19 protein-coding genes are annotated in these 19,252 nt (G+C 50.4%); all 19 read left to right on the top strand.

Going from position 1 to position 19,252, the window contains the following annotated elements:
• Positions 1 to 64 precede the first annotated feature (64 nt).
• Entirely contained in the window at positions 65 to 928 is an 864-nt protein-coding gene (gene atpG, locus AN963_RS16790) for an ATP synthase F1 subunit gamma (protein ID WP_055745683.1), read from the top strand.
• A 49-nt stretch (positions 929 to 977) separates the two neighbouring features.
• Complete coding sequence (gene atpD / locus AN963_RS16785; protein ID WP_055745682.1) at positions 978 to 2,387, top strand: F0F1 ATP synthase subunit beta; 1,410 nt, start codon at positions 978 to 980, stop codon at positions 2,385 to 2,387.
• A gap of 27 nt (positions 2,388 to 2,414) precedes the next feature.
• Positions 2,415 to 2,813 carry a F0F1 ATP synthase subunit epsilon gene (locus AN963_RS16780; RefSeq protein WP_055745681.1) on the top strand — a complete coding sequence of 133 codons (399 nt, stop codon included), beginning with the start codon at positions 2,415 to 2,417 and terminating at the stop codon, positions 2,811 to 2,813.
• A gap of 217 nt (positions 2,814 to 3,030) precedes the next feature.
• Positions 3,031 to 3,771, top strand: coding sequence for a DUF6042 family protein (locus AN963_RS16775; protein ID WP_055745680.1), 741 nt, complete (start codon positions 3,031 to 3,033; stop codon positions 3,769 to 3,771).
• A gap of 299 nt (positions 3,772 to 4,070) precedes the next feature.
• Positions 4,071 to 4,442: an NADH-quinone oxidoreductase subunit A gene (locus AN963_RS16770; RefSeq protein ID WP_055745679.1), complete on the top strand. Its 372-nt coding sequence runs from the start codon at positions 4,071 to 4,073 to the stop codon at positions 4,440 to 4,442.
• Positions 4,433 to 4,951: a NuoB/complex I 20 kDa subunit family protein gene (locus AN963_RS16765; protein ID WP_055745678.1), complete on the top strand. Its 519-nt coding sequence runs from the start codon at positions 4,433 to 4,435 to the stop codon at positions 4,949 to 4,951. Before AN963_RS16770 ends, AN963_RS16765 begins: the two co-directional genes overlap by 10 nt.
• Complete coding sequence (locus AN963_RS16760) at positions 4,948 to 6,333, top strand: NADH-quinone oxidoreductase subunit C (protein ID WP_055745677.1); 1,386 nt, start codon at positions 4,948 to 4,950, stop codon at positions 6,331 to 6,333. The genes AN963_RS16765 and AN963_RS16760 overlap by 4 nt, the downstream gene beginning before the upstream one ends.
• Before the next feature lie 4 nt (positions 6,334 to 6,337).
• Positions 6,338 to 7,486, top strand: a complete 1,149-nt coding sequence (locus AN963_RS16755; RefSeq protein ID WP_055745676.1) for an NADH-quinone oxidoreductase subunit D — start codon at positions 6,338 to 6,340, stop codon at positions 7,484 to 7,486.
• Entirely contained in the window at positions 7,486 to 8,493 is a 1,008-nt protein-coding gene (gene nuoH, locus AN963_RS16750; RefSeq protein WP_055745675.1) for an NADH-quinone oxidoreductase subunit NuoH, read from the top strand. Before AN963_RS16755 ends, nuoH begins: the two co-directional genes overlap by 1 nt.
• Positions 8,494 to 8,609: 116 nt before the next feature.
• Positions 8,610 to 9,023: an NADH-quinone oxidoreductase subunit NuoI gene (nuoI, locus tag AN963_RS16745; RefSeq protein ID WP_055745674.1), complete on the top strand. Its 414-nt coding sequence runs from the start codon at positions 8,610 to 8,612 to the stop codon at positions 9,021 to 9,023.
• A gap of 2 nt (positions 9,024 to 9,025) precedes the next feature.
• Positions 9,026 to 9,535 carry an NADH-quinone oxidoreductase subunit J gene (locus AN963_RS16740; protein ID WP_055745673.1) on the top strand — a complete coding sequence of 170 codons (510 nt, stop codon included), beginning with the start codon at positions 9,026 to 9,028 and terminating at the stop codon, positions 9,533 to 9,535.
• Positions 9,532 to 9,843 (top strand): NADH-quinone oxidoreductase subunit NuoK, encoded by a 312-nt coding sequence (gene nuoK, locus AN963_RS16735; protein ID WP_055745672.1) that lies wholly within the window; start codon positions 9,532 to 9,534, stop codon positions 9,841 to 9,843. The genes AN963_RS16740 and nuoK overlap by 4 nt, the downstream gene beginning before the upstream one ends.
• 27 nt (positions 9,844 to 9,870) lie before the next feature.
• Entirely contained in the window at positions 9,871 to 11,793 is a 1,923-nt protein-coding gene (gene nuoL, locus AN963_RS16730) for an NADH-quinone oxidoreductase subunit L (protein WP_055745671.1), read from the top strand.
• Complete coding sequence (locus AN963_RS16725; RefSeq protein WP_055745670.1) at positions 11,777 to 13,318, top strand: complex I subunit 4 family protein; 1,542 nt, start codon at positions 11,777 to 11,779, stop codon at positions 13,316 to 13,318. Before nuoL ends, AN963_RS16725 begins: the two co-directional genes overlap by 17 nt.
• Before the next feature lie 4 nt (positions 13,319 to 13,322).
• Positions 13,323 to 14,849, top strand: a complete 1,527-nt coding sequence (gene nuoN, locus AN963_RS16720) for an NADH-quinone oxidoreductase subunit NuoN (protein ID WP_055745669.1) — start codon at positions 13,323 to 13,325, stop codon at positions 14,847 to 14,849.
• A gap of 734 nt (positions 14,850 to 15,583) precedes the next feature.
• Positions 15,584 to 15,814 carry a DUF1146 family protein gene (locus tag AN963_RS16715; protein ID WP_055746344.1) on the top strand — a complete coding sequence of 77 codons (231 nt, stop codon included), beginning with the start codon at positions 15,584 to 15,586 and terminating at the stop codon, positions 15,812 to 15,814.
• A 99-nt stretch (positions 15,815 to 15,913) separates the two neighbouring features.
• Positions 15,914 to 16,660: a YwmB family TATA-box binding protein gene (locus AN963_RS16710; RefSeq protein WP_055745668.1), complete on the top strand. Its 747-nt coding sequence runs from the start codon at positions 15,914 to 15,916 to the stop codon at positions 16,658 to 16,660.
• A gap of 18 nt (positions 16,661 to 16,678) precedes the next feature.
• Positions 16,679 to 18,004 (top strand): UDP-N-acetylglucosamine 1-carboxyvinyltransferase, encoded by a 1,326-nt coding sequence (murA, locus tag AN963_RS16705; protein ID WP_055745667.1) that lies wholly within the window; start codon positions 16,679 to 16,681, stop codon positions 18,002 to 18,004.
• Positions 18,005 to 18,156: 152 nt separating this feature from the next.
• A complete protein-coding gene (gene spoIID / locus AN963_RS16700) occupies positions 18,157 to 19,167 on the top strand; it encodes a stage II sporulation protein D (protein ID WP_055745666.1) in 1,011 nt (336 codons plus the stop codon).
• The last annotated feature ends 85 nt before the right edge of the window (positions 19,168 to 19,252 follow it).

Genomic DNA, 19,252 nt, shown 5'->3' with positions numbered 1-19,252 from the left:
GTTGACATCAGATGCATGCCGGGCGATAAAGCTCGGGCATGCGTCCTCAAGGTGGTGAATACGAGTGGCTAAAGGAATACGTGAGATTCGACGCAGTATCAAAAGTACGAAAAATACGCGCCAAATCACGAAAGCGATGAAAATGGTGGCAGCTGCAAAGCTTCGCCGTAACCAGGAGAAGGCAGAGGCGGCACGTCCGTACGCTGACAAAATCCAGGAAGTGATTTCTAGCATTGCGAGCGGTACCACTGGTTCCAAGCACCCAATGCTTCAATCCCGTCCTGTGAAAAAGACTGGTTACATTGTCATCACTTCCGACCGTGGACTTGCAGGTGGCTACAACGCCAACATGCTTCGCGCAGTGATTAATACAATCGCTGAAAAGCACAAGTCTAAGGATGAGTATGGCATTTTCGTCATAGGTCGCAAAGGTCGCGACTTTTTCCAGAAACGTAATCACCCGGTAATGGAAGAAGTGACAGGTCTGCCAGCTAGCCCAGCCTTTGGCGACATCAAGAAGATTGCAGGTGCAGCGATTCAGATGTTCGCGGATGAGAAAATCGACGAACTGTACCTCTGCTACAACAAGTTCCAGAGTGCAATTTCGCAGGTACCTACCGTAAAACGCTTGCTGCCGTTGGAAGCTCCCGAGAGCAACAGCGAACGCAAAATGAATTACGAGTATGAGCCGTCCTCGGAAGAAGTACTGGCCGTTCTGCTGCCGAAATATGCGGAAACACTGGTATACAGTGCGCTTCTGGAAGCGAAGGCTTCCGAAGAAGGTTCCCGTATGACTGCAATGGGCAACGCGACAGACAACGCAACGGATATGATCAACCGTTACACATTGATCTACAACCGTGCCCGTCAGGCAGCCATTACTCAAGAGATTTCCGAGATCGTCGCAGGTGCAAACGCACAAGCGTAAAGGCAGCGAATAGCTCCCAATTCAGCTTTACAGGAGGGGAAGAAGTAAGATGGCGAATGGACGCGTGGTTCAGGTAATGGGTCCGGTTGTTGACATCGAGTTCGATCGTGGACACCTGCCTGCCATTTACAATGCGATCAAGATTCAACATAAAGCACAAAGCGCTGGCGAGCGTGACATCGATTTGACTGTTGAGGTTGCGACTCACCTTGGTGATAACCAAGTTCGTACCGTAGCGATGTCTTCTACCGATGGTTTGGTTCGCGGTATGGAAGCAGTAGATACTGGTGCAGCTATTTCCGTTCCAGTGGGTAGTGTAACCCTCGGACGCGTATTTAACGTATTGGGAGAACCGATCGACCTGCAAGAGTTGGGTCAAGTAGATCGTCGTGACCCAATTCACCGCAAAGCTCCTGAGTTCGTTGATCAAGCGACTACTATTGAGATCCTTGAGACAGGAATCAAGGTTATTGACCTCTTGGCTCCTTACATCAAGGGTGGTAAGATCGGTCTGTTCGGTGGTGCGGGTGTAGGTAAAACCGTTACCATTCAAGAACTGATCAACAACATCGCACAAGAGCACGGCGGTATTTCCGTATTCGCTGGTGTAGGTGAGCGTACCCGTGAAGGTAACGACCTGTACCACGAGATGAAAGACGCAGGCGTTCTGCCGAAAACCGCGATGGTATTCGGTCAAATGAACGAACCACCTGGTGCACGTCTTCGTGTAGCTCTGACCGGTTTGACCATGGCGGAATATTTCCGTGATGAAGAAGGCCGCGACGTACTGTTGTTTATCGATAACATCTTCCGCTTTACCCAAGCGGGTTCTGAAGTATCCGCTCTCTTGGGCCGTATGCCATCCGCGGTAGGTTACCAGCCAACACTGGCTACCGAAATGGGTCAACTGCAAGAGCGTATTACTTCTACGAAAAAAGGTTCCGTAACGTCTATTCAAGCGATCTACGTACCAGCGGATGACTATACTGACCCGGCTCCTGCTACTACGTTTGCTCACTTGGACGCTACGACTAACCTGGAGCGTTCTATCGCTGAGTTGGGGATCTTCCCTGCGGTTGACCCACTCGCATCCACTTCCCGTGCCCTGTCTCCGGACGTTGTAGGTCAAGAACACTACGATGTGGCTCGTGGCGTGCAAAAAATTCTGCAACGTTACAAAGAACTGCAAGATATCATCGCAATCTTGGGTATGGATGAGTTGGGTGATGAGGACAAGCAAGTAGTTGGACGCGCACGCCGCATTCAACGTTTCCTGTCCCAATCCTTCCACGTTGCTGAACAATTTACCGGTAACCCTGGCCAATATGTGCCATTGAAAGATACCGTACGCAGCTTCAAAGAAATCCTCGAAGGTAAGCACGACCACCTTCCAGAGGTAGCGTTCCTGTATGTTGGAACGATTGATGAAGTGGTAGAGAAAGCGAAGTCCATGGCGTAAGACACCCTGGAAAGGGGAGACCAGTAAGTGAGCAAGATGACAGTTGAAGTCGTAACTCCTGAACGGGTTGTCTACAGCGGTCAAGCTGAAATGGTCATTGCCCGCGGTGTAGTTGGGGATCTCGGTATTTTGCCGAATCACATGCCGCTGGTGAGCCCGCTGAAAACAGCGCCAGTTCGGATCAAAACAGAAGGCGAAAAAGAAGTAGTGATGGCTGTAAGCGGCGGCTTCATGGAAGTTCGCGGCGATAAAGTGACCATCCTTGCTGAAACGGCTGAATTGCCGGGAGACATCGACGTTGAACGTGCGCAGGCTGCGAAAGGCCGTGCAGAAAAGCGTTTGAATGAGAAGTATCCTGACCTTGACTTCCAACGTGCTGAGCGTGCGCTACAACGTGCGATCGCTCGTCTGGATGTAACGAAGTAATGCAATAGGCTGGTATCCCCGCGCCCACGAGGTTGCGGGGATTTTTCGTACTTAGGTTGTATGAGCTGGGACTGTTTGGGGGCATGATATTTCCAGTTGGTAATTGCCTATGGTTTCTGTGTATAATAGACCTAATGCCCTGCCGACAAGCGTAATTGTATGGATGTCATCGGGATGAAACGGCATTGGCTATTGGGGAAAAAGGAGAGTAGTAGTGATGCAAACCATTCGCGATATCCGCCAAAACAACGAAGGCGTAGTAATTCCCAGCAGCTATGCGGCCAATGGTTGGTCCAGCGTGCTGTCTCATGAAATGAACGTGTTGTTTCAAGCTATGTGCTATGTAGTTACGAAATTCGAAACCAAAGCAGAAATGGAAAGCGCGCTGAAAGATTTCAACGCTCTGGAAGGCACGTTTACTGCTCCGGTTAAAGATCAATTTAAATCAGAAGAAGATTTCAATGGCTACGTGAACTTGTTGAATCGCTTTAAAGCTTTCATGAGCCGCTCCAACTATGAGTATCCAAACTCTCGTGAAGCTGCGGTTGAACTGTTCACCAAATGGGGCTTGGTTATCGACAAAGGGGATGTATGGGATGTTCCTGTTTACCCATTCCCGGATGCTGCTGAGCTGTTCCAATTGAGTGATGCTGAAACACTTGCTCTGGCTCATGTGAAGCTGGAAGCATTGGTTCATCCGATCTTCAGCCGTCTGATCATGACGTTGCATGAGCAAGATGAGAATACGTTCAATCTCTCCAAAGCTGAGCTGAAGAATATGCTCAACACGAACGACGAGATGTTGACGGAAGTGTTGATCAAATTGACGCCGTACATGGAAGAAGCGATTGAAAACATCCTGGAGATTCCAGAAGACGAAGCCATGACCTTTACCGTTGTGTGGGAGCGCGTTTACGAGGACTTCCTCGGAGAACAGTTCTCTAAAAACGTGCAATAATGGAATACAGGATGATTAGACAGGCCTATTCGTTTAGTCATCAAAGTATGATGGAAAAACTTAGGGAAACTACCCTGAGTTTTTTCCTTTATATGGCACATTAGGGAGGCTTTCGTTAGACACTTTATAGGCAATTTGCTATAATGATAAAGGTATTTTTTTCTATCAGTATCAGATTGCGCCAATAAAAAAACCTACATCCGAATACTGCAGGCAGTACCCTTTGCAGGAGTCTCCACTCCATCAGAGGGCACGAAGCAAGGGATCCATACACTTTCACGAAAGCGGAGGGAACGTGGGTGAATGACATCTATACCAACAATTATGTCATTGTCGCCATCTTTTTGATCCTTGGTGTGTTATTGCCCGTGGCTACTGTCAGTTTCATCGGTCCGCTGTTACGTCCAAAGAAACCAACGCGGGAGAAACAAACTACTTATGAAAGCGGTAACATTCCGGTTGGGGACAGTTGGGTACGCTTCAATGTGAAGTATTACATCTTTGCCCTCATGTTTGTGATTTTCGATGTAGAAACGCTCTTTCTGTACCCGTGGGCCGTCGCCTACAACAAGCTCGGTCTGTTTGCATTAGTGGAGATGGTCATCTTTATATCCTTGCTGGTAGTAGGATTGATCTACGCGTGGAGAAAGAAGGTGCTGGAATGGAACTAGACCTGACAAGCATTGCGCCTGAGTTACAAGAAGAACTGGATCGCAACGTCATGTTTACGACGTTGGAGACAGTAAAGGGTTGGGTACGCAGTAACTCCCTGTGGCCCTTGACATTTGGACTCGCCTGTTGTGCGATCGAGATGATGGGAACGGGTGGGGCTCGCTACGACCTGGACCGTTTTGGAGTGATTTTCCGTGCGTCACCGCGACAATCCGACGTGATGATCGTGGCGGGTACGGTAACGAAAAAAATGGCGCCATTATTGCGCAGACTGTACGATCAAATGCCGGAGCCAAAATGGGTCATTGCGATGGGGTCATGTGCGACTGCCGGAGGCCCGTATGTGCGTTCCTACAGCGTGGTAAAAGGCGTGGATCAGGTTGTGCCTGTCGATGTGTACATTCCAGGTTGCCCACCGAATCCAGCTGCATTGATCTATGGAATCAACAAATTGCAAGAAAAGATTCGGTATGAAGCGAAGACTGGGAAGCAGGTGACCAGTCAATGAGTGACGAAAAACGCAAGCCGACGCCAGAGGAAAAGGCACAGGCGGCAGCAGAGGCTCGTGCCAAAGCTGAAGCTTTGCGAAAATTAAGAGAACTAGAAGCGGCGGATGAAACTTCGACGCAGGCAGATGAGAACGAACCGGCAGAAGCGAACCCTGCTCCAGCTCCAGTAAAGCCCGTCTCAGAAATGACAGCAGAAGAAAAGGCCGCAGCCAAAGCCTCAGCGGCCGCCGAGGCGAAAGCGAAGGCTGCGAAAGAGGCGAAAGAGGCGGAAGCAGCACCAGCGAAGCCCGTCTCAGAAATGACAGCAGAAGAAAAGGCAGCAGCTAAAGCCGCAGCGGCCGCAGAGGCAATCGCGAAAGCGAAGGCTGCGAAGGAAGCGAAAGAGGCGGAAGCAGCACCAGCGAAGCCCGTCTCAGAAATGACAGCAGAAGAAAAGGCCGCAGCCAAAGCTGCAGCAGCCGCCGAGGCAATCGCGAAAGCCAAGGCTGCGAAGGAAGCGAAAGAGGCAGTAGCTCCGTCTAAACCAGTATCTGAAATGACACCGGAAGAAAAGGCCGCTGCCAAAGCCGCCGCAGCCGCGGAAGCATTAGCAAAGGCCAAGGCTGCGAAAGAAGCCAAGGAAGCAGCCCAAGGCGCAGAAGCTGGCGACACAGGTACAGATGCCGATGCCAAGGCGAAAGCCGCAGCGGCAGCAAAGGCAAAAGCGGCCGCCGCAGCCGCCGCGAAGGCAAAAGCAGCGCGTGAAGCAGGTGCAGATGCCGGTGATGCGGGTGGAGAGGATGCCAAAGCCAAAGCAGCAGCTGCAGCCAAAGCCAAGGCTGCTGCAGCAGCCGCAGCAAAGGCAAAAGGTGCGCAAGCGACGGATGACGCCGGGGGAGCAGAAGAAACACCGAAAGCTCCTTCTAAAAATCAGCCTTACCTAGATAAATACATTTCCCGACTGACCGAAGTATTTGGCTCTGAGACGTTGGAAGCCTCCTATATCAATGTGTTGGCAAAAGAAGTTCCGACTCTTGTCATCAAGAACGATCGCTGGCTTGAAGTCGCTCATTTTTTGAAAGAAGACGAGCAATTGGGTTTTGACTACTTGTCCGATCTGCATGGAGTAGACTACGAGGACCGGATGGAAGTCTACTACCATTTATATTCCTACAAGAATCGGCAAAGTGTGGCGGTGAAGGTCAAAACGGACAGAGAGCAATCAGCAGTTCCTTCCGTCATGGACATCTGGTATGGAGCCAATTGGAATGAACGAGAGACGTTTGACCTTTTAGGCATTCATTTCCCGGGACATAGGGATATGCGTCGAATTTTGTTACCAGACGACTGGGTAGGCTACCCGTTGCGAAAAGATTACGTGCAATACGACGAGGAGGTTTAATTCAATGAGCCAGAACATCCTCACGACTCAAGTAGAGACCTCTCCTGATACAGGCATTCGCACGGAAGAGATGCTTTTAAATGTAGGACCACAGCATCCTAGTACGCACGGTGTGTTTAGACTGGTTGTAAAGATCGACGGTGAAACGATCCGAGAAGCGATTCCGGTGATGGGATACCTGCATCGCGGTACAGAGAAGCTGGCGGAAAACTTGACCTATACGCAAATCATTCCGTACACGGACCGGATGGACTATGTGTCGGCGATGACCAACAACTACGTTCTCTGTCATGCGGTAGAGACGATGATGGGCTTGGAAGTTCCAGAGCGAGCACAGTTTCTGCGTCTGATCGCGATGGAACTGAACCGTGTAGCCAGCCACCTGGTCTGGTGGGGAACGTATTTGCTCGACATCGGGGCGATGGGACCGTTTCTCTATGCATTCCGGGATCGGGAAATGATTCTCGACTTGTTCAATGAGCTATGTGGAGCACGGATGACCTTTAACTACATGCGCGTAGGCGGAGTCAAATGGGATGCGCCTCCTGGATGGGTCGAAAAGGCCAAAGAATTCGTGCAGTACATGAAGAGCGAGCTTCCTAGCTACCATCAACTCGTGACCGGAAACGAGATCTTTATAAGCCGGATCAAAGGGATCGGGAAGTTTGATACCAAGACGGCCTTGGACTATTCGCTCTCAGGAGTGATGCTTCGTTCGACCGGTGTCAAATGGGATCTTCGCAAAGACGAACCGTATTGCATCTACGATCGCTTCGAATTTGACGTCCCTACTGCGACCGAGGGAGATTGCATGGCGCGCTACCATTTGCGCATGGCAGAAATCGAGCAATCGCTGCGTATTCTTGAGCAGGCGCTCGATCAATTCCCGAGTGAGGGAGAAGTCATCGGAAAAGTACCTCGGGTTATCCGTCCACCTGCAGGTGAAACGTACGTGCGTATCGAATCCCCACGAGGAGAAATCGGCTGTTACATCGCCAGCCAGGGCAAGGATAAGCCATGGAGGCTAAAGTTTAGACGTCCTTCATTTACCAATCTACAAATCCTGCCCAAGCTGTTGGAGGGGGAAAGTCTCGCCAACATGATCGCCATCCTGGGCAGTATCGACATCGTGCTCGGGGAGGTTGACTGTTAATGAGTACACTCTTGCAGCAAGCACCCTCATGGGGAACCACCTTTTGGTTTATCCTGGCGGCAGTCGCAATGCTCGCGGTATTGCTGGGATTTGTGACCTACGCCATTTACTTTGAACGGAAAGTCATCGGCTGGATGCAATTGCGTATCGGCCCGAACCGGGTAGGTCCATTGGGCCTTTTGCAAACGGTCGCCGACGTTACCAAGCTTTTGCTCAAAGAAGACACACGTCCTCTGAACGCTGACAAAGCTTTGTTTACGTTAGCACCGATTTTAGCTTACGCGCCTGCCTTTGCCGTATTGGCTGTGATGCCCTTTACCGAAAGCATTCAGTTTGCGGACCTGGGGATTGGCCTTTTATACTACATCGCCCTGTCCGGGATCACGGTTCTGGGTGTGATTACAGCAGGTTGGGCTTCCAACAACAAGTATTCGCTGATCGGGGGTCTCCGCTCCGCTGCGCAGATGATCAGCTATGAAGTACCGCTGGTCATGTCCGTAGTGGGTATCGTTCTACTTACGGGCAGCATGAATCTCAGAGAAATCGTCGAGGCACAGCGGGATGTCTGGAATATCGTTCCGCAGTTTATCGGATTCGTCGTATTTATCGTTGCTGCACAGGCAGAGCTGAACCGTACTCCTTTTGACCTGCCAGAAGCAGAGTCCGAGCTGGTTGCCGGCTACCACGTAGAGTACTCCGGTTTCCGCTTTGCCATGTTCATGCTCGCTGAGTACGTTTACATGTTTGGAATGGGGACACTGATTACCATTCTATTCCTGGGAGGTTGGTTGCCGATCCATCCAGCCTTGAGCTTCATTCCAGGAATTATCTGGTTCATCCTGAAATTTTCGCTCTACGTCTTCCTTCAGTTCTGGATACGCGCTACGATGCCGCGCATGCGTGTCGACCAGCTGATGTCGTTTGCTTGGAAAGTGCTATTGCCCGTGGCGCTGTTTAACATCCTTCTCACAGCCGTAGTCGTCTCTTACCAGAATGGCATGTTCTAAAGAGCATCATGCCCGATTGCAGCGGCATTGGATGGAAGACCACATCCCGTGTTTCATAGCATAGGCTCGCCAAAGGCTTGGCGCAGCGAAGTTCTCAAATCTGAGGGGTGACATACATGCTAGGACTGGCCAAAGGCCTGGGATATACGTTTAAAAAACTGACCGAGAAAAAAGTGACGCATTTTTACCCGGATGTTCCGTTTCCTATGCCGCCCCGTTTTCGCGGCATTCAGCACTTTGTTCCGGAGAAATGCATTGTTTGCAACCAATGTGCACGTATTTGTCCGACGGAGTGTATTCAACTGACAGGAAAGCCCCACCCGGATCCGGATAAAAAGGGAAAAATCATCGACACCTATGATATCAATTTTGAGCTCTGTATCCTTTGTGACTTGTGCACGGAGGTGTGCCCGACAGAAGCAATTGTCATGACCAACAACTTTGAATTGGCTGCATACAGCAGGGATGAATTGTACAAAAACCTGAAATGGCTCGACGATAACAATACGAACGTCAGGGAGGAGAACTAGCGATGACAGGGCAATTCGTAGCCTTTTTTATCCTCTCTCTGATGACGATTGGCGGAGCCGTCTTTATGATCAGCTTCACCCGTGTTGTACACATGGTTATTTCGCTCGGCATTACGTTCATCAGCATTGCCGGTTTGTTCGTGTTGGTAGGGGCAGAGTTCGTCGGTGTTGCACAGGTGCTTGTTTATTCAGGAGCCATCTCCATCCTGATGCTGTTCGGGATCATGCTGACCAAACACGATGCTTATGATGAAGGGACGGGCCGCACGTGGAAAAACCGGTTCATCCTACTGTTCGTGGTAGTCGTATTCGCGCTACTGTTCTGGGGAATTCAAAACACTCCTTGGCCAGCGTCGCCACCACCAGTGGCTTCGAACGTAAGCAATGCACAAGAAATTGGTTTAGAGGTGTTCACCAAATACGTCATTCCATTTGAACTGGTATCTGTATTGCTGCTGGTCGCTTTGATAGGATCGATCATCATGGCAAAGAAGGAGGAGGATAACGAATGACGGTAAGCATTACCTCCTATCTGCTAGTCGCGTTGATTCTCTTTTGTGTCGGCTTGTATGGGGCTTTGACCAAGCGCAATGCAGTCGTCGTTTTGCTGTCAATCGAGCTCATGCTGAATGCGGTGAATATTAATCTGGTCGCATTCTCTAAATACGGCTTGTACCCATCGGTATCCGGGCAAATCTTCACGCTGTTTTCCATGACGGTCGCAGCAGCTGAGGTAGCACTGGGATTGGCCATATTGATCGCCTTCTACCGAAACAAGGCGACGGTCAATGTAGACGAGATGGATCAAATGAAACGATAAGATGGAAACCTGATAAGGAGGACAAAGATGGATATTCTTCTGCACTACGCCTGGCTCATCCCTCTGTTTCCGCTTCTTGCTTTCATCGTGATCGTTTCGTTTGGTCGCCAGTTGAAAGAAGGAGCTTCTCTCGTCGGCATTGTGCTGACGGCAGTTTCGTTCGGGATAGCGGCGCTCACCTTTTGGGAGAGATTCCACGGGGGAGCGACAGACTACAAGTTCGTCGTCGATTGGCTCCAGGTCGGAGACATCGTGATCAATATGGGCTACGAAGTCAATCAGCTCAATGCCATGATGCTGGTGATCGTGACTTTGGTGAGCCTGTTGGTTCAGATTTACTCCAAGGGCTATATGCATGGAGATGAACGCTTTCCTGTTTTCTATCAGTACCTCGCGTTGTTTACTTTTTCGATGCTGGGGCTCGTGATTTCACCCAATCTGCTGCAAGTGTACATTTTCTGGGAGCTGGTGGGTGTCTGTTCGTTCCTGTTAGTGGGTTACTACTTCTTCAAGCCGGAAGCAAAGGCTGCTGCCAAAAAAGCGTTCATCGTCACACGCGTCGGCGACCTCGGGTTGTTTATCGGGATTTGCCTGTTGTTCTGGTGGACTGGCAGCTTTGATTACGAGCAAATTTTTGAAAGTGTGGCACTTGGTAGGCTTGAACCATGGATGATCACGCTAGCGGCGATCCTCATTTTCATAGGAGCCATAGGGAAATCAGGTCAGTTCCCACTCCATACGTGGTTGCCTGATGCGATGGAAGGTCCTACGCCCGTATCTGCACTGATCCACGCTGCAACGATGGTAGCTGCAGGGGTGTATCTGGTAGCAGCGACGTATCCCGTGTTCATCGCTTCGGATACGGCTTTGACTGTTGTGGCTTACGTGGGTGGTTTCACCGCGATTTTCGCTGCTTCTATTGGCTTGACTCAGCGAGATATCAAGAGGGTGCTCGCATATTCGACCGTCAGCCAGCTCGGGTATATGATGATGGCCTTGGGTGTAGCCGGAGCAGCCGGGTATGTCGCCGGATCCTTCCATCTGATGACTCACGCCTTTTTCAAAGCACTTCTCTTCCTGGGGGCAGGTAGTGTCATCCATGCCGTACATACGCAGGATGTGTTTGAGATGGGGGGTCTGTGGAAAAAGATGCCAATCACCGCACTTACGTTTTTGATTGGGTGTTTGGCGATTGCGGGGATCTTTCCATTCGCCGGTTTTTGGTCGAAAGAAGCGATCCTGGGTGCGGTCTACGCAGCACATCGTTACGATCTGTTGGTGATCGCGCTTGTAGCTGCTTTCTTTACAGCATTCTACATGTTCCGTCTATACTTCCTGACATTTACCGGCAAGCCGCGCGGCAAGCATGAAGCACATGAGTCACCAGCCGTAATGACAGGCCCACTCTTGGTTTTGGCTGTTTTGGCTATCGTCGCAGGCTTCGTCAATACACCGTACGCGCCGATGCTGTCAGAGTGGCTGCTGGCTTCGAATACGGGAGCCGCCATTGTCAGCTTGTTTGGAGACGGAGCGGAGCACACGGCTACCTGGTTGCAAGTACTTGCCCTAGCCATTTCGATTCTGGGTCTCGTGCTTGCCTATCTGATGTACGGAAAAAAATCCATTTCCGCGGATGCGATTCCGGAGACGTTGCCTTGGCTCTATCGGTTGTCCTACCGGAAGTACTACGTAGATGAGTTCTACCATTACGTGATCGTCCGGCCGCTGGGATGGCTGGGTATCATACTGAACGGCTTTGACAAGTACATCGTGGATGGGTTGGTAGGCCTGACGGCAAAGATTACGCAGGGGATCGGATCCTTGCATGCCAGAGTGCAGAGCGGACAGATGCAGTCCTATGGGGCGATGGTAGTGTTTGGCTTGCTGCTTTTGATTGTCGCTATCAGCTTGACGGCTCGAGGAGGTGGACTCTTTGGATTCGGTCACTAATATCCTTTTGTCGTCACTCGTGTTTTCCCCACTGCTGGCGATTGTGATCCTCGCTTTCGTGCCAAATCATCAAGGCGGGGCCATCAAACAGATAGGGATATATGGAACATTGCTCCCGTTGATCCTGTCCTTGTGGATGTTCGGACATTTCAATTACGAGACGGCTAACCTGCAGTTTATGGAAAAGCATGACTGGATCTCCATTCCTATCGGCTTGGCGCAGACTGGCGCGGTCTTTACGTTTGATATCAACTATGAGCTGGGTGTAGACGGGATTTCGATGCCGCTGATCCTGTTGACCGCGATTATCGGTACACTGGCAGCAGTAGCCTCTTGGCAGGTCAAAAAGAGATTGAAAGAGTATTTTATCCTGTTTCATATCTTGCTGATTGGGATGCTTGGCGTCTTTGCGGCCGACAACCTGTTCCTGTTCTTCATCTTCTTTGAAATGACGCTGGTGCCTATGTACTTCCTCATCGGCATCTGGGGCTACGGAGAGCGTGAACACGCTGCGAACAAGTTCCTGTTGTACAACGGAATCGGTTCAGGCATCATGCTCCTGGCTTTCATCGTCATCTTTATCATGATGCGTACGCTGAATATCGATCAGATTGCCACCATTCTGTCCACGCCGGAACACCCGGCTGCAGGGGCACTGACACCGGGGTTCCGCTTTGGATTGTTCCTGGCACTGTTTATTGCATTTGCAATCAAGCTGCCGGTCTTTCCTTTCCACACGTGGATGCTAAAGGTACACGTGCAGGCGCCTCCTTCAATCGTGATGATTCACTCGGGGATTTTGCTGAAAATGGGAGCTTACGGATTGCTACGGATGGGTATCGGGTTCTTTCCGGAGCAAGCCTATCAGTTTTCGACATGGCTCGCGATTCTGGGGATCATCAACGTTCTGTATGGAGCGGTGCTGGCTTTCGTTCAAAAGGATCTGAAAATGGTGCTGGCTTACTCCAGTATCAGCCACATGGGAATCGTCCTTCTCGGTTTTGCCTCGATGAATACGATCGGCTTTCAGGGAGCGATGTTCCAGGTCGTGTCCCACGGATTCATCTCGGCGCTGCTATTCTTCTTGATCGGCGTGATTTGGGATCGGACGCAGACCTCGATGCTCGACGAGCTGGGAGGCTTGGCCAAATCGATGCCTTTTGTCAGCGGGATCTTGCTGGCTGGGGCGATGGCCTCTCTGGGCCTGCCGGGAATGTCCGGATTTATCAGTGAATTTTTTGCCTTCCTCGGCTTGTTCGGACGTATGCCCGTTCTCGCTGCAGTAGGTGCGCTGGGAATTGTACTGACGGCGGTGTACTTGCTACGGGCGATCCTGCGCACGACCTTTGGACCAACGCCTGATCGGTTTACTGGGCTCGCAGACGCACAACCGATGGAAGTCATTCCAATGGTGGTTCTCTTGGGCTGCATTATCCTGATCGGGGTATATCCAGCGGTTCTGGGAAATCCGATGCAGCAAGCACTGAAAACGATCGTACCCATAGTCACGGGAATAGGAGGGTAAATCCATGGACGTTAAAGATATCTTCTCGTATAACTGGAGTTACCTTCTGCCCGAGTTTATCATCCTAGGTTTTGCAACGGTGTTGTCGCTTCTGGACCTGTTTGCAGGAAAAAGACTCGGCAAACAAGTGATCGGGTGGCTGTCGTTGGTCGGAGTCGTGCTGGCTGCCGTGTTTGTTTTCGTCAATGTAAACACGCTCGACAAGCCCTATAGCTACATGACGGACATGATCCGCATCGACAACTACGGTAATGCATTCAAGCTGATTTTCCTTGCGGGTACGGCATTTGTCCTGCTGATTTCTCTGTCCTATTTGAAGCAGAGAGAAGTCGAGCATACAGGTGAGTATTACTACTTGCTCTTGACAGGCCTTCTGGGAGCGATGGTCATGGCGTCCTCCGCTGATTTGATCACGTTGTTCGTCGGGCTGGAGCTTTTGTCCCTTTCTTCCTACGTCTTGGTAGGGTTGCGGAAAAAGTCGCTCCATTCCAACGAGTCGGCTTTCAAATACGTGGTTTCAGGCGGTATTGCCACGGCTATTACGTTGTTCGGGATGTCGTACGTCTATGGTTTGACGGGAACGACGCATGTGTACGAGATTTCCACTCGTTTGGCGGAAGCAGGCATGGCGGGCTATCAGTTCCTCGTCTATATCGCATTTGCCTTTCTGGCGGTCGGACTCGCCTTTAAAATATCCGCGGCTCCCAATCACATGTGGGCTCCGGACGTCTACCAGGGTGCACCTACTCCCGTAACGGCATTTCTTGCAGTCGTCTCAAAAGCGGCTGGCTTCTCCTTACTGTTCCGTTTGTTGATGATCTCGTTCTTCAATGTGACGGATGGCACGAGTCGATTCTTCTTTGATCAGGGGAGTCTGTATCTTGGGATCATGGCAGCGGCATCGATGATCATCGGGAACACGATGGCGCTGAGGCAGACGAACGTCAAGCGGATGATGGCCTATTCCGGGATTGCACAAGCGGGATATTTACTCGTTCCGTTCGTACCGCCGACCACACTCTTTTTCAGCGAAGTGATCTTCTATCTTTTTGGCTACTTGCTCGTCAGCTTTGGGGCTTTTGCCGTCATTATGGTCGTCTCACGCGAGCAAGGAACAGAAGATCTAAAAGGCTTTGCTGGTTTGTATCACCGCTCGCCAATTATGGCCATCGCGATGAGCATTTTCCTGCTTTCCTTGGCAGGGATCCCGATAACAGCAGGGTTTTTCGGTAAATTCTATCTGTTCATGGGGGCATTGGCACAGGAAAACTATTGGCTCTCAGCGGTGATGATCATCACGAGTGTCATTTCGTACTACTACTACTTCGGGATCATTCGTCAGATGTACATGCGCCCGGGGACGAGCGAAACTCCTATGTATGTGCCTAAAGGCATCTGGACGTTTGTCCTCGTCATGGCAGTCGCTACCGTGTTCTTCGGTGCTTTCCCGGGACTGGTGACCGATTACGTCCAGGCGCATTTTAATCCGTCATTTGATTTTGGTAATATGCTCCCGCCGACTTTTCAATAAGCTCGTAACGGAGTAGCCATTCATGTACAATAGAGGGATAGCCTGTTTGACGGGCTGTCCCTTTTTTTATACAGATAGGAATTTATTAGATTAGGTGATACAAATGTGCTGTGGTTGTGGGGAGAAGCAGGTTTCCGATCTGCGCTCTAGCCTACACCCCGCATAGGAGAATAGACTGTCCGCTCCACAACGATTCATGGGGAAGCGGTAAAGTAGTAGCCGGTTCCCAGCGAATACAGAGGTACCTCTTCTGAATCCCATGAATTCGTTGTTCCGCTAGGGTGGGTTCCGGAGTCGCTCCGCCTGGAAACCTGCTTCTCCTGCGAGCTATTGTGGTTTCTAGTAACCTGATTTTGCGGAGGTTCCGGGTTCGTACGATGTCACATGTAGTATTGTTCTCATAGAAACTCCATGGAAGGCTCCCAAGAGATGGCGGGTGGGAGAATCAAGGTTAGCCGAGGAAAAAGGAGAAAAAAGCGAAGATCTTTGGGGCACTAACTGAAGCGGAATGGAAAAAGTGAAACACGCTCTTAAGCGTCCACCTTTGAGATTCACCATGATTCGGCTGCTTTGGACGCGGTTTCACTTTTTACATGGAGCTGGACAGGGATGACCCTCAGCAGGGGACCCAAGAAGCTGGAGCGTTTTCTCCTTTTTCCTCTCCTCCACTACAGTCTGAACTAGTGAAAAAATGGAACCAGGTGTATGCAACGAAAACAGAGGAGGAAATGAGTGTGCCGCAAGAAGTCTACGGCTTTATGAGCATCATTTTAACAATCGTGTTTATCGGTCTCAGCTGGTGGGCCCTGCAGTCGCTTCGTTTTGAAAAGTTCGTGAAAAACCCAAACGGAGCCCAGGCCAAGCTGCTGCAAATTTTTCTGTCCATCGTGGTAGGGTATGAGATATCCCGCTTCTTCCTTGATTACTTGGGCTGGTCTCTCACTTTCGGGAATATGTTCTCCTAATAACCCAAACTTCCGCAAGATTTATTGGTATATCCACCCAGTTTCATGTGCAAAATGGGAAGTACAAAGAGATGCATGTGAACGGGGAGAGGGATAAATATGGGGAAATGGTCAGGGTGGTTGATGCTGGCAGTTGTCATGATCATGGGTGCCATCTACTGGATGCCTGCGCAAGCGACAGAAGTAAAGCCAGTCGCCGCACAGCTGTTACGTGTTTTGGAAGACTCCGGAGCAATTGGGGAAACCATTCAGGTACGTGCACGGACCTCAATGGGACAGATGCAGAGCCCGGAGGAAGTCAAAGAGTTGGCGAAACGATGGGCTGAACAGCTAGAGATTCCTTTTTCCCATGTAGAACTCTCGCGGAAAAATCATATGATCGTCTATCAGAACGAAACCAAGCAAGATGGCGTTCAGTTACGCTACGAGGTGTCAGCGGTTTCCAAAAATGGTTCTTTTGACACATATTTAGTACTCCAGTTGACTGGAAGCCGTCAATCGCTACTATATATTGAAGAGATACAAGAAACGTTCGCGAAAGCCTTGAAAAGAGCCGACTTTATTCCGCAAATTAGCACTTGTATTCGCGGAATGTACAATGTTAAGATGGGTGTTGACCAACAGGAGGGTAAAATTTTGTCGATTTTTCAGACTCTCCATGCATCAGAGCTCGAACGTTTACAGGATGTTTCGGTTGTGAGCATATCTGGGTATACACATATGTGGGAACCATTCATCTCGTTAAACGGTCAAAAGATGAATCTACAGGTGGCGACCCATCGTGACAGCGAATCTGCAGGAACGTGGATCACCGTAGGAACACCAATCATCACTGTGGAATATTAGCACGCGGAGGGGTACACATTGGATAAAATTATTGTCCGCGGTGGTAAGGCATTGACGGGGAATGTGAAGGTCTCCGGCGCCAAAAATGCCGTACTCCCTATTATTGCAGCATCTATCCTGGCCGAAGAAGGGACATGCGTCATCTCAGATGTGCCGGCTCTCGACGATGTCAGGACAATATGCGACCTCTTGAAATCGATGGGAATCTCCCTTACATATGATCATGAAGTGCTGACTGTAAATGCTAGCCAGCTGACCAGCGTGGAAGCATCCTACGAACTTGTCCGCAAGATGCGTGCATCCTTCTTGGTAATGGGTCCGCTCTTGGCAAGACAAGGACGTGCTCGAGTCGCTCTTCCAGGCGGATGTGCCATTGGTACTCGCCCGATCGATCAACACCTTAAAGGGTTTGAGGCTATGGGAGCCAAAATCGAGATCGGACAAGGATTCATTGAAGCAAGCGTAGAAGGTCGATTGAAAGGTGCGAAAATCTACCTCGATATCGCTAGTGTAGGCGCGACGGAAAATATCATGATGGCAGCTGCTCTGGCAGATGGAACCACCGTGATTGAAAATGCAGCAGAAGAACCGGAGATCGTAGATTTGGCAAACTTCCTCAATCGGATGGGGGCTAAAATTCGCGGTGCCGGTACAGGCTCGATTCGCATTGAAGGTGTAGATAAAATGACGGGCTGCACACATTGCGTGATTCCAGACCGGATTGAAGCGGGGACCTTTATGGTGGCTGCGGCAATCACTGGAGGAGATGTCTTTGTGGAAGGCGCGATTTGTGATCACCTCAAATCTGTGACCGCTAAGCTGCGCGAAATGGGCGTAGAAGTGGACGAGCAGGAAAATGGAATTCGCGTTCGCCGTACTGGTGCGCTGAAAGCCGTTGACCTGAAAACATTGCCGTACCCTGGTTTCCCGACAGACATGCAATCGCAGATGATGGCGCTCTTGCTCGTGTCAGAAGGTACCAGCATTGTCACTGAGACCGTTTTTGAAAACCGCTTTATGCACGTGGAAGAATTCCGCCGCATGAATGCGAATATCAAAATCGAAGGTCGCAGCGCGATCGTCGATGGCGGCTCCAAGCTGACTGGAAGCAAAGTCGCTGCAACGGATTTGCGTGCGGGTGCTGCACTCGTATTGGCTGGTCTGGTGTCGGATGGGGAAACAGAAGTATCTGCTCTTCATCACATCGATCGTGGCTACGTCAACTTTACGGAAAAGCTGCAGGCATTGGGAGCAGACGTCGAACGTTATGTTCCTGAGACCAAGACTCGCGAAACCGCTGTGACGGAAACCGTGAAGGTAAGCTTCTCTCCTAATTTTGCATGATTAACGTGTCAAATAGATGGCAAAAACGAGACTCTCTGTGAAAACAGAGGGTCTTTTTTTGCTCTCGCTTCTCTCTCATTCTCTCGTTCTATCGCCTCGGGACAGGACATAGACATAAAAGTGTCTAGCACTCAACGAGGAGGATCTGTCGCATGAAACGTTACCTACTCATGTGGTTCATCGCTTTGCCGATCTTGCTCGTCGCCATTCCTGCAACGCTGGTCTACTGGTTTGCTCCAGGAGCATCCCCAGAAGGTCCAGCCAATGTCGCCGTGTCTGTTCCGGACAACCTTACCGAAGCGGGACCGCCTCTCCAAGTGAAGGTCTATCGCACGGAGAAAAAGGTGGTAGAAACGGTGCAGTTGGAAACGTACATCGCGGGAGTGGTAGCAGCAGAGATGCCTGCCGAATTTGAGCTGGAAGCACTTAAGGCGCAAGCATTGGCAGCGAGAACGTATATCGTTCGCAGGTTGAGCGAAAGCAAACTGGACGATGTGCCACAGGGAGCACAAGTACTGGATACCGTTCAACATCAGGTGTATATGGATGAAAGTCAGCGACGCGAACGTTGGAAGGATCAGTACGAGTGGAAGAACCAGCGTATTCTTCAAGCCGTACGGGCAACAGCAGGCGTCGTGCTGACGTACGATGGGAAGCCAATTGATGCTACTTTCTTTTCCACGAGCAATGGCTTTACAGAAAATTCGGGTGAGTACTGGGAAAAGCCAATTCCCTACCTGAAAAGCGTGCCGAGCCCTTGGGATATCCAATCCCCACGCTATGAAGAGACCGTGACGATGACGACCGATGAGCTCGAGAAGAACCTCGGTGTTAAGTTAACCCAAGAGGCATCCACGAACGGTGCCTGGTACCAGATCGAATCAAAGACGACGGGGAATCGAGTCGGCAAGATTAGCATTGGCGGCAAGGAGTTCACCGGGCGGGAATTTCGTGAAAAGCTAAACCTGAACTCGTCCTCTTTTACGATGGAGCTGCGAGGCAATCAGGTGTACATTACGACCAAAGGATTCGGGCACGGTGTAGGCATGAGCCAATGGGGAGCCAACGGCATGGCCAAGAAAGGGAAAAATGCCGAACAGATCGTAAAGTACTTCTATCAAGGAGTCTCCCTGCAAAATTTTACGAAGATCATCCCTGTTTAGTTACAGTTGCGCAAATTTTTACTTTTCCCTTCTCTCTCAGGTTTATACGCTAAAATTCTGGCGATACTGAGGGATGAGGTGATGA

Origin of the sequence: Brevibacillus choshinensis (genome assembly GCF_001420695.1) — a bacterium.
Classification (GTDB): Bacteria; Bacillota; Bacilli; order Brevibacillales; family Brevibacillaceae; genus Brevibacillus; species Brevibacillus choshinensis.
Note: the sequence above shows the minus strand (reverse complement) of the source record. Positions and strands in the feature narration are given on the sequence as shown.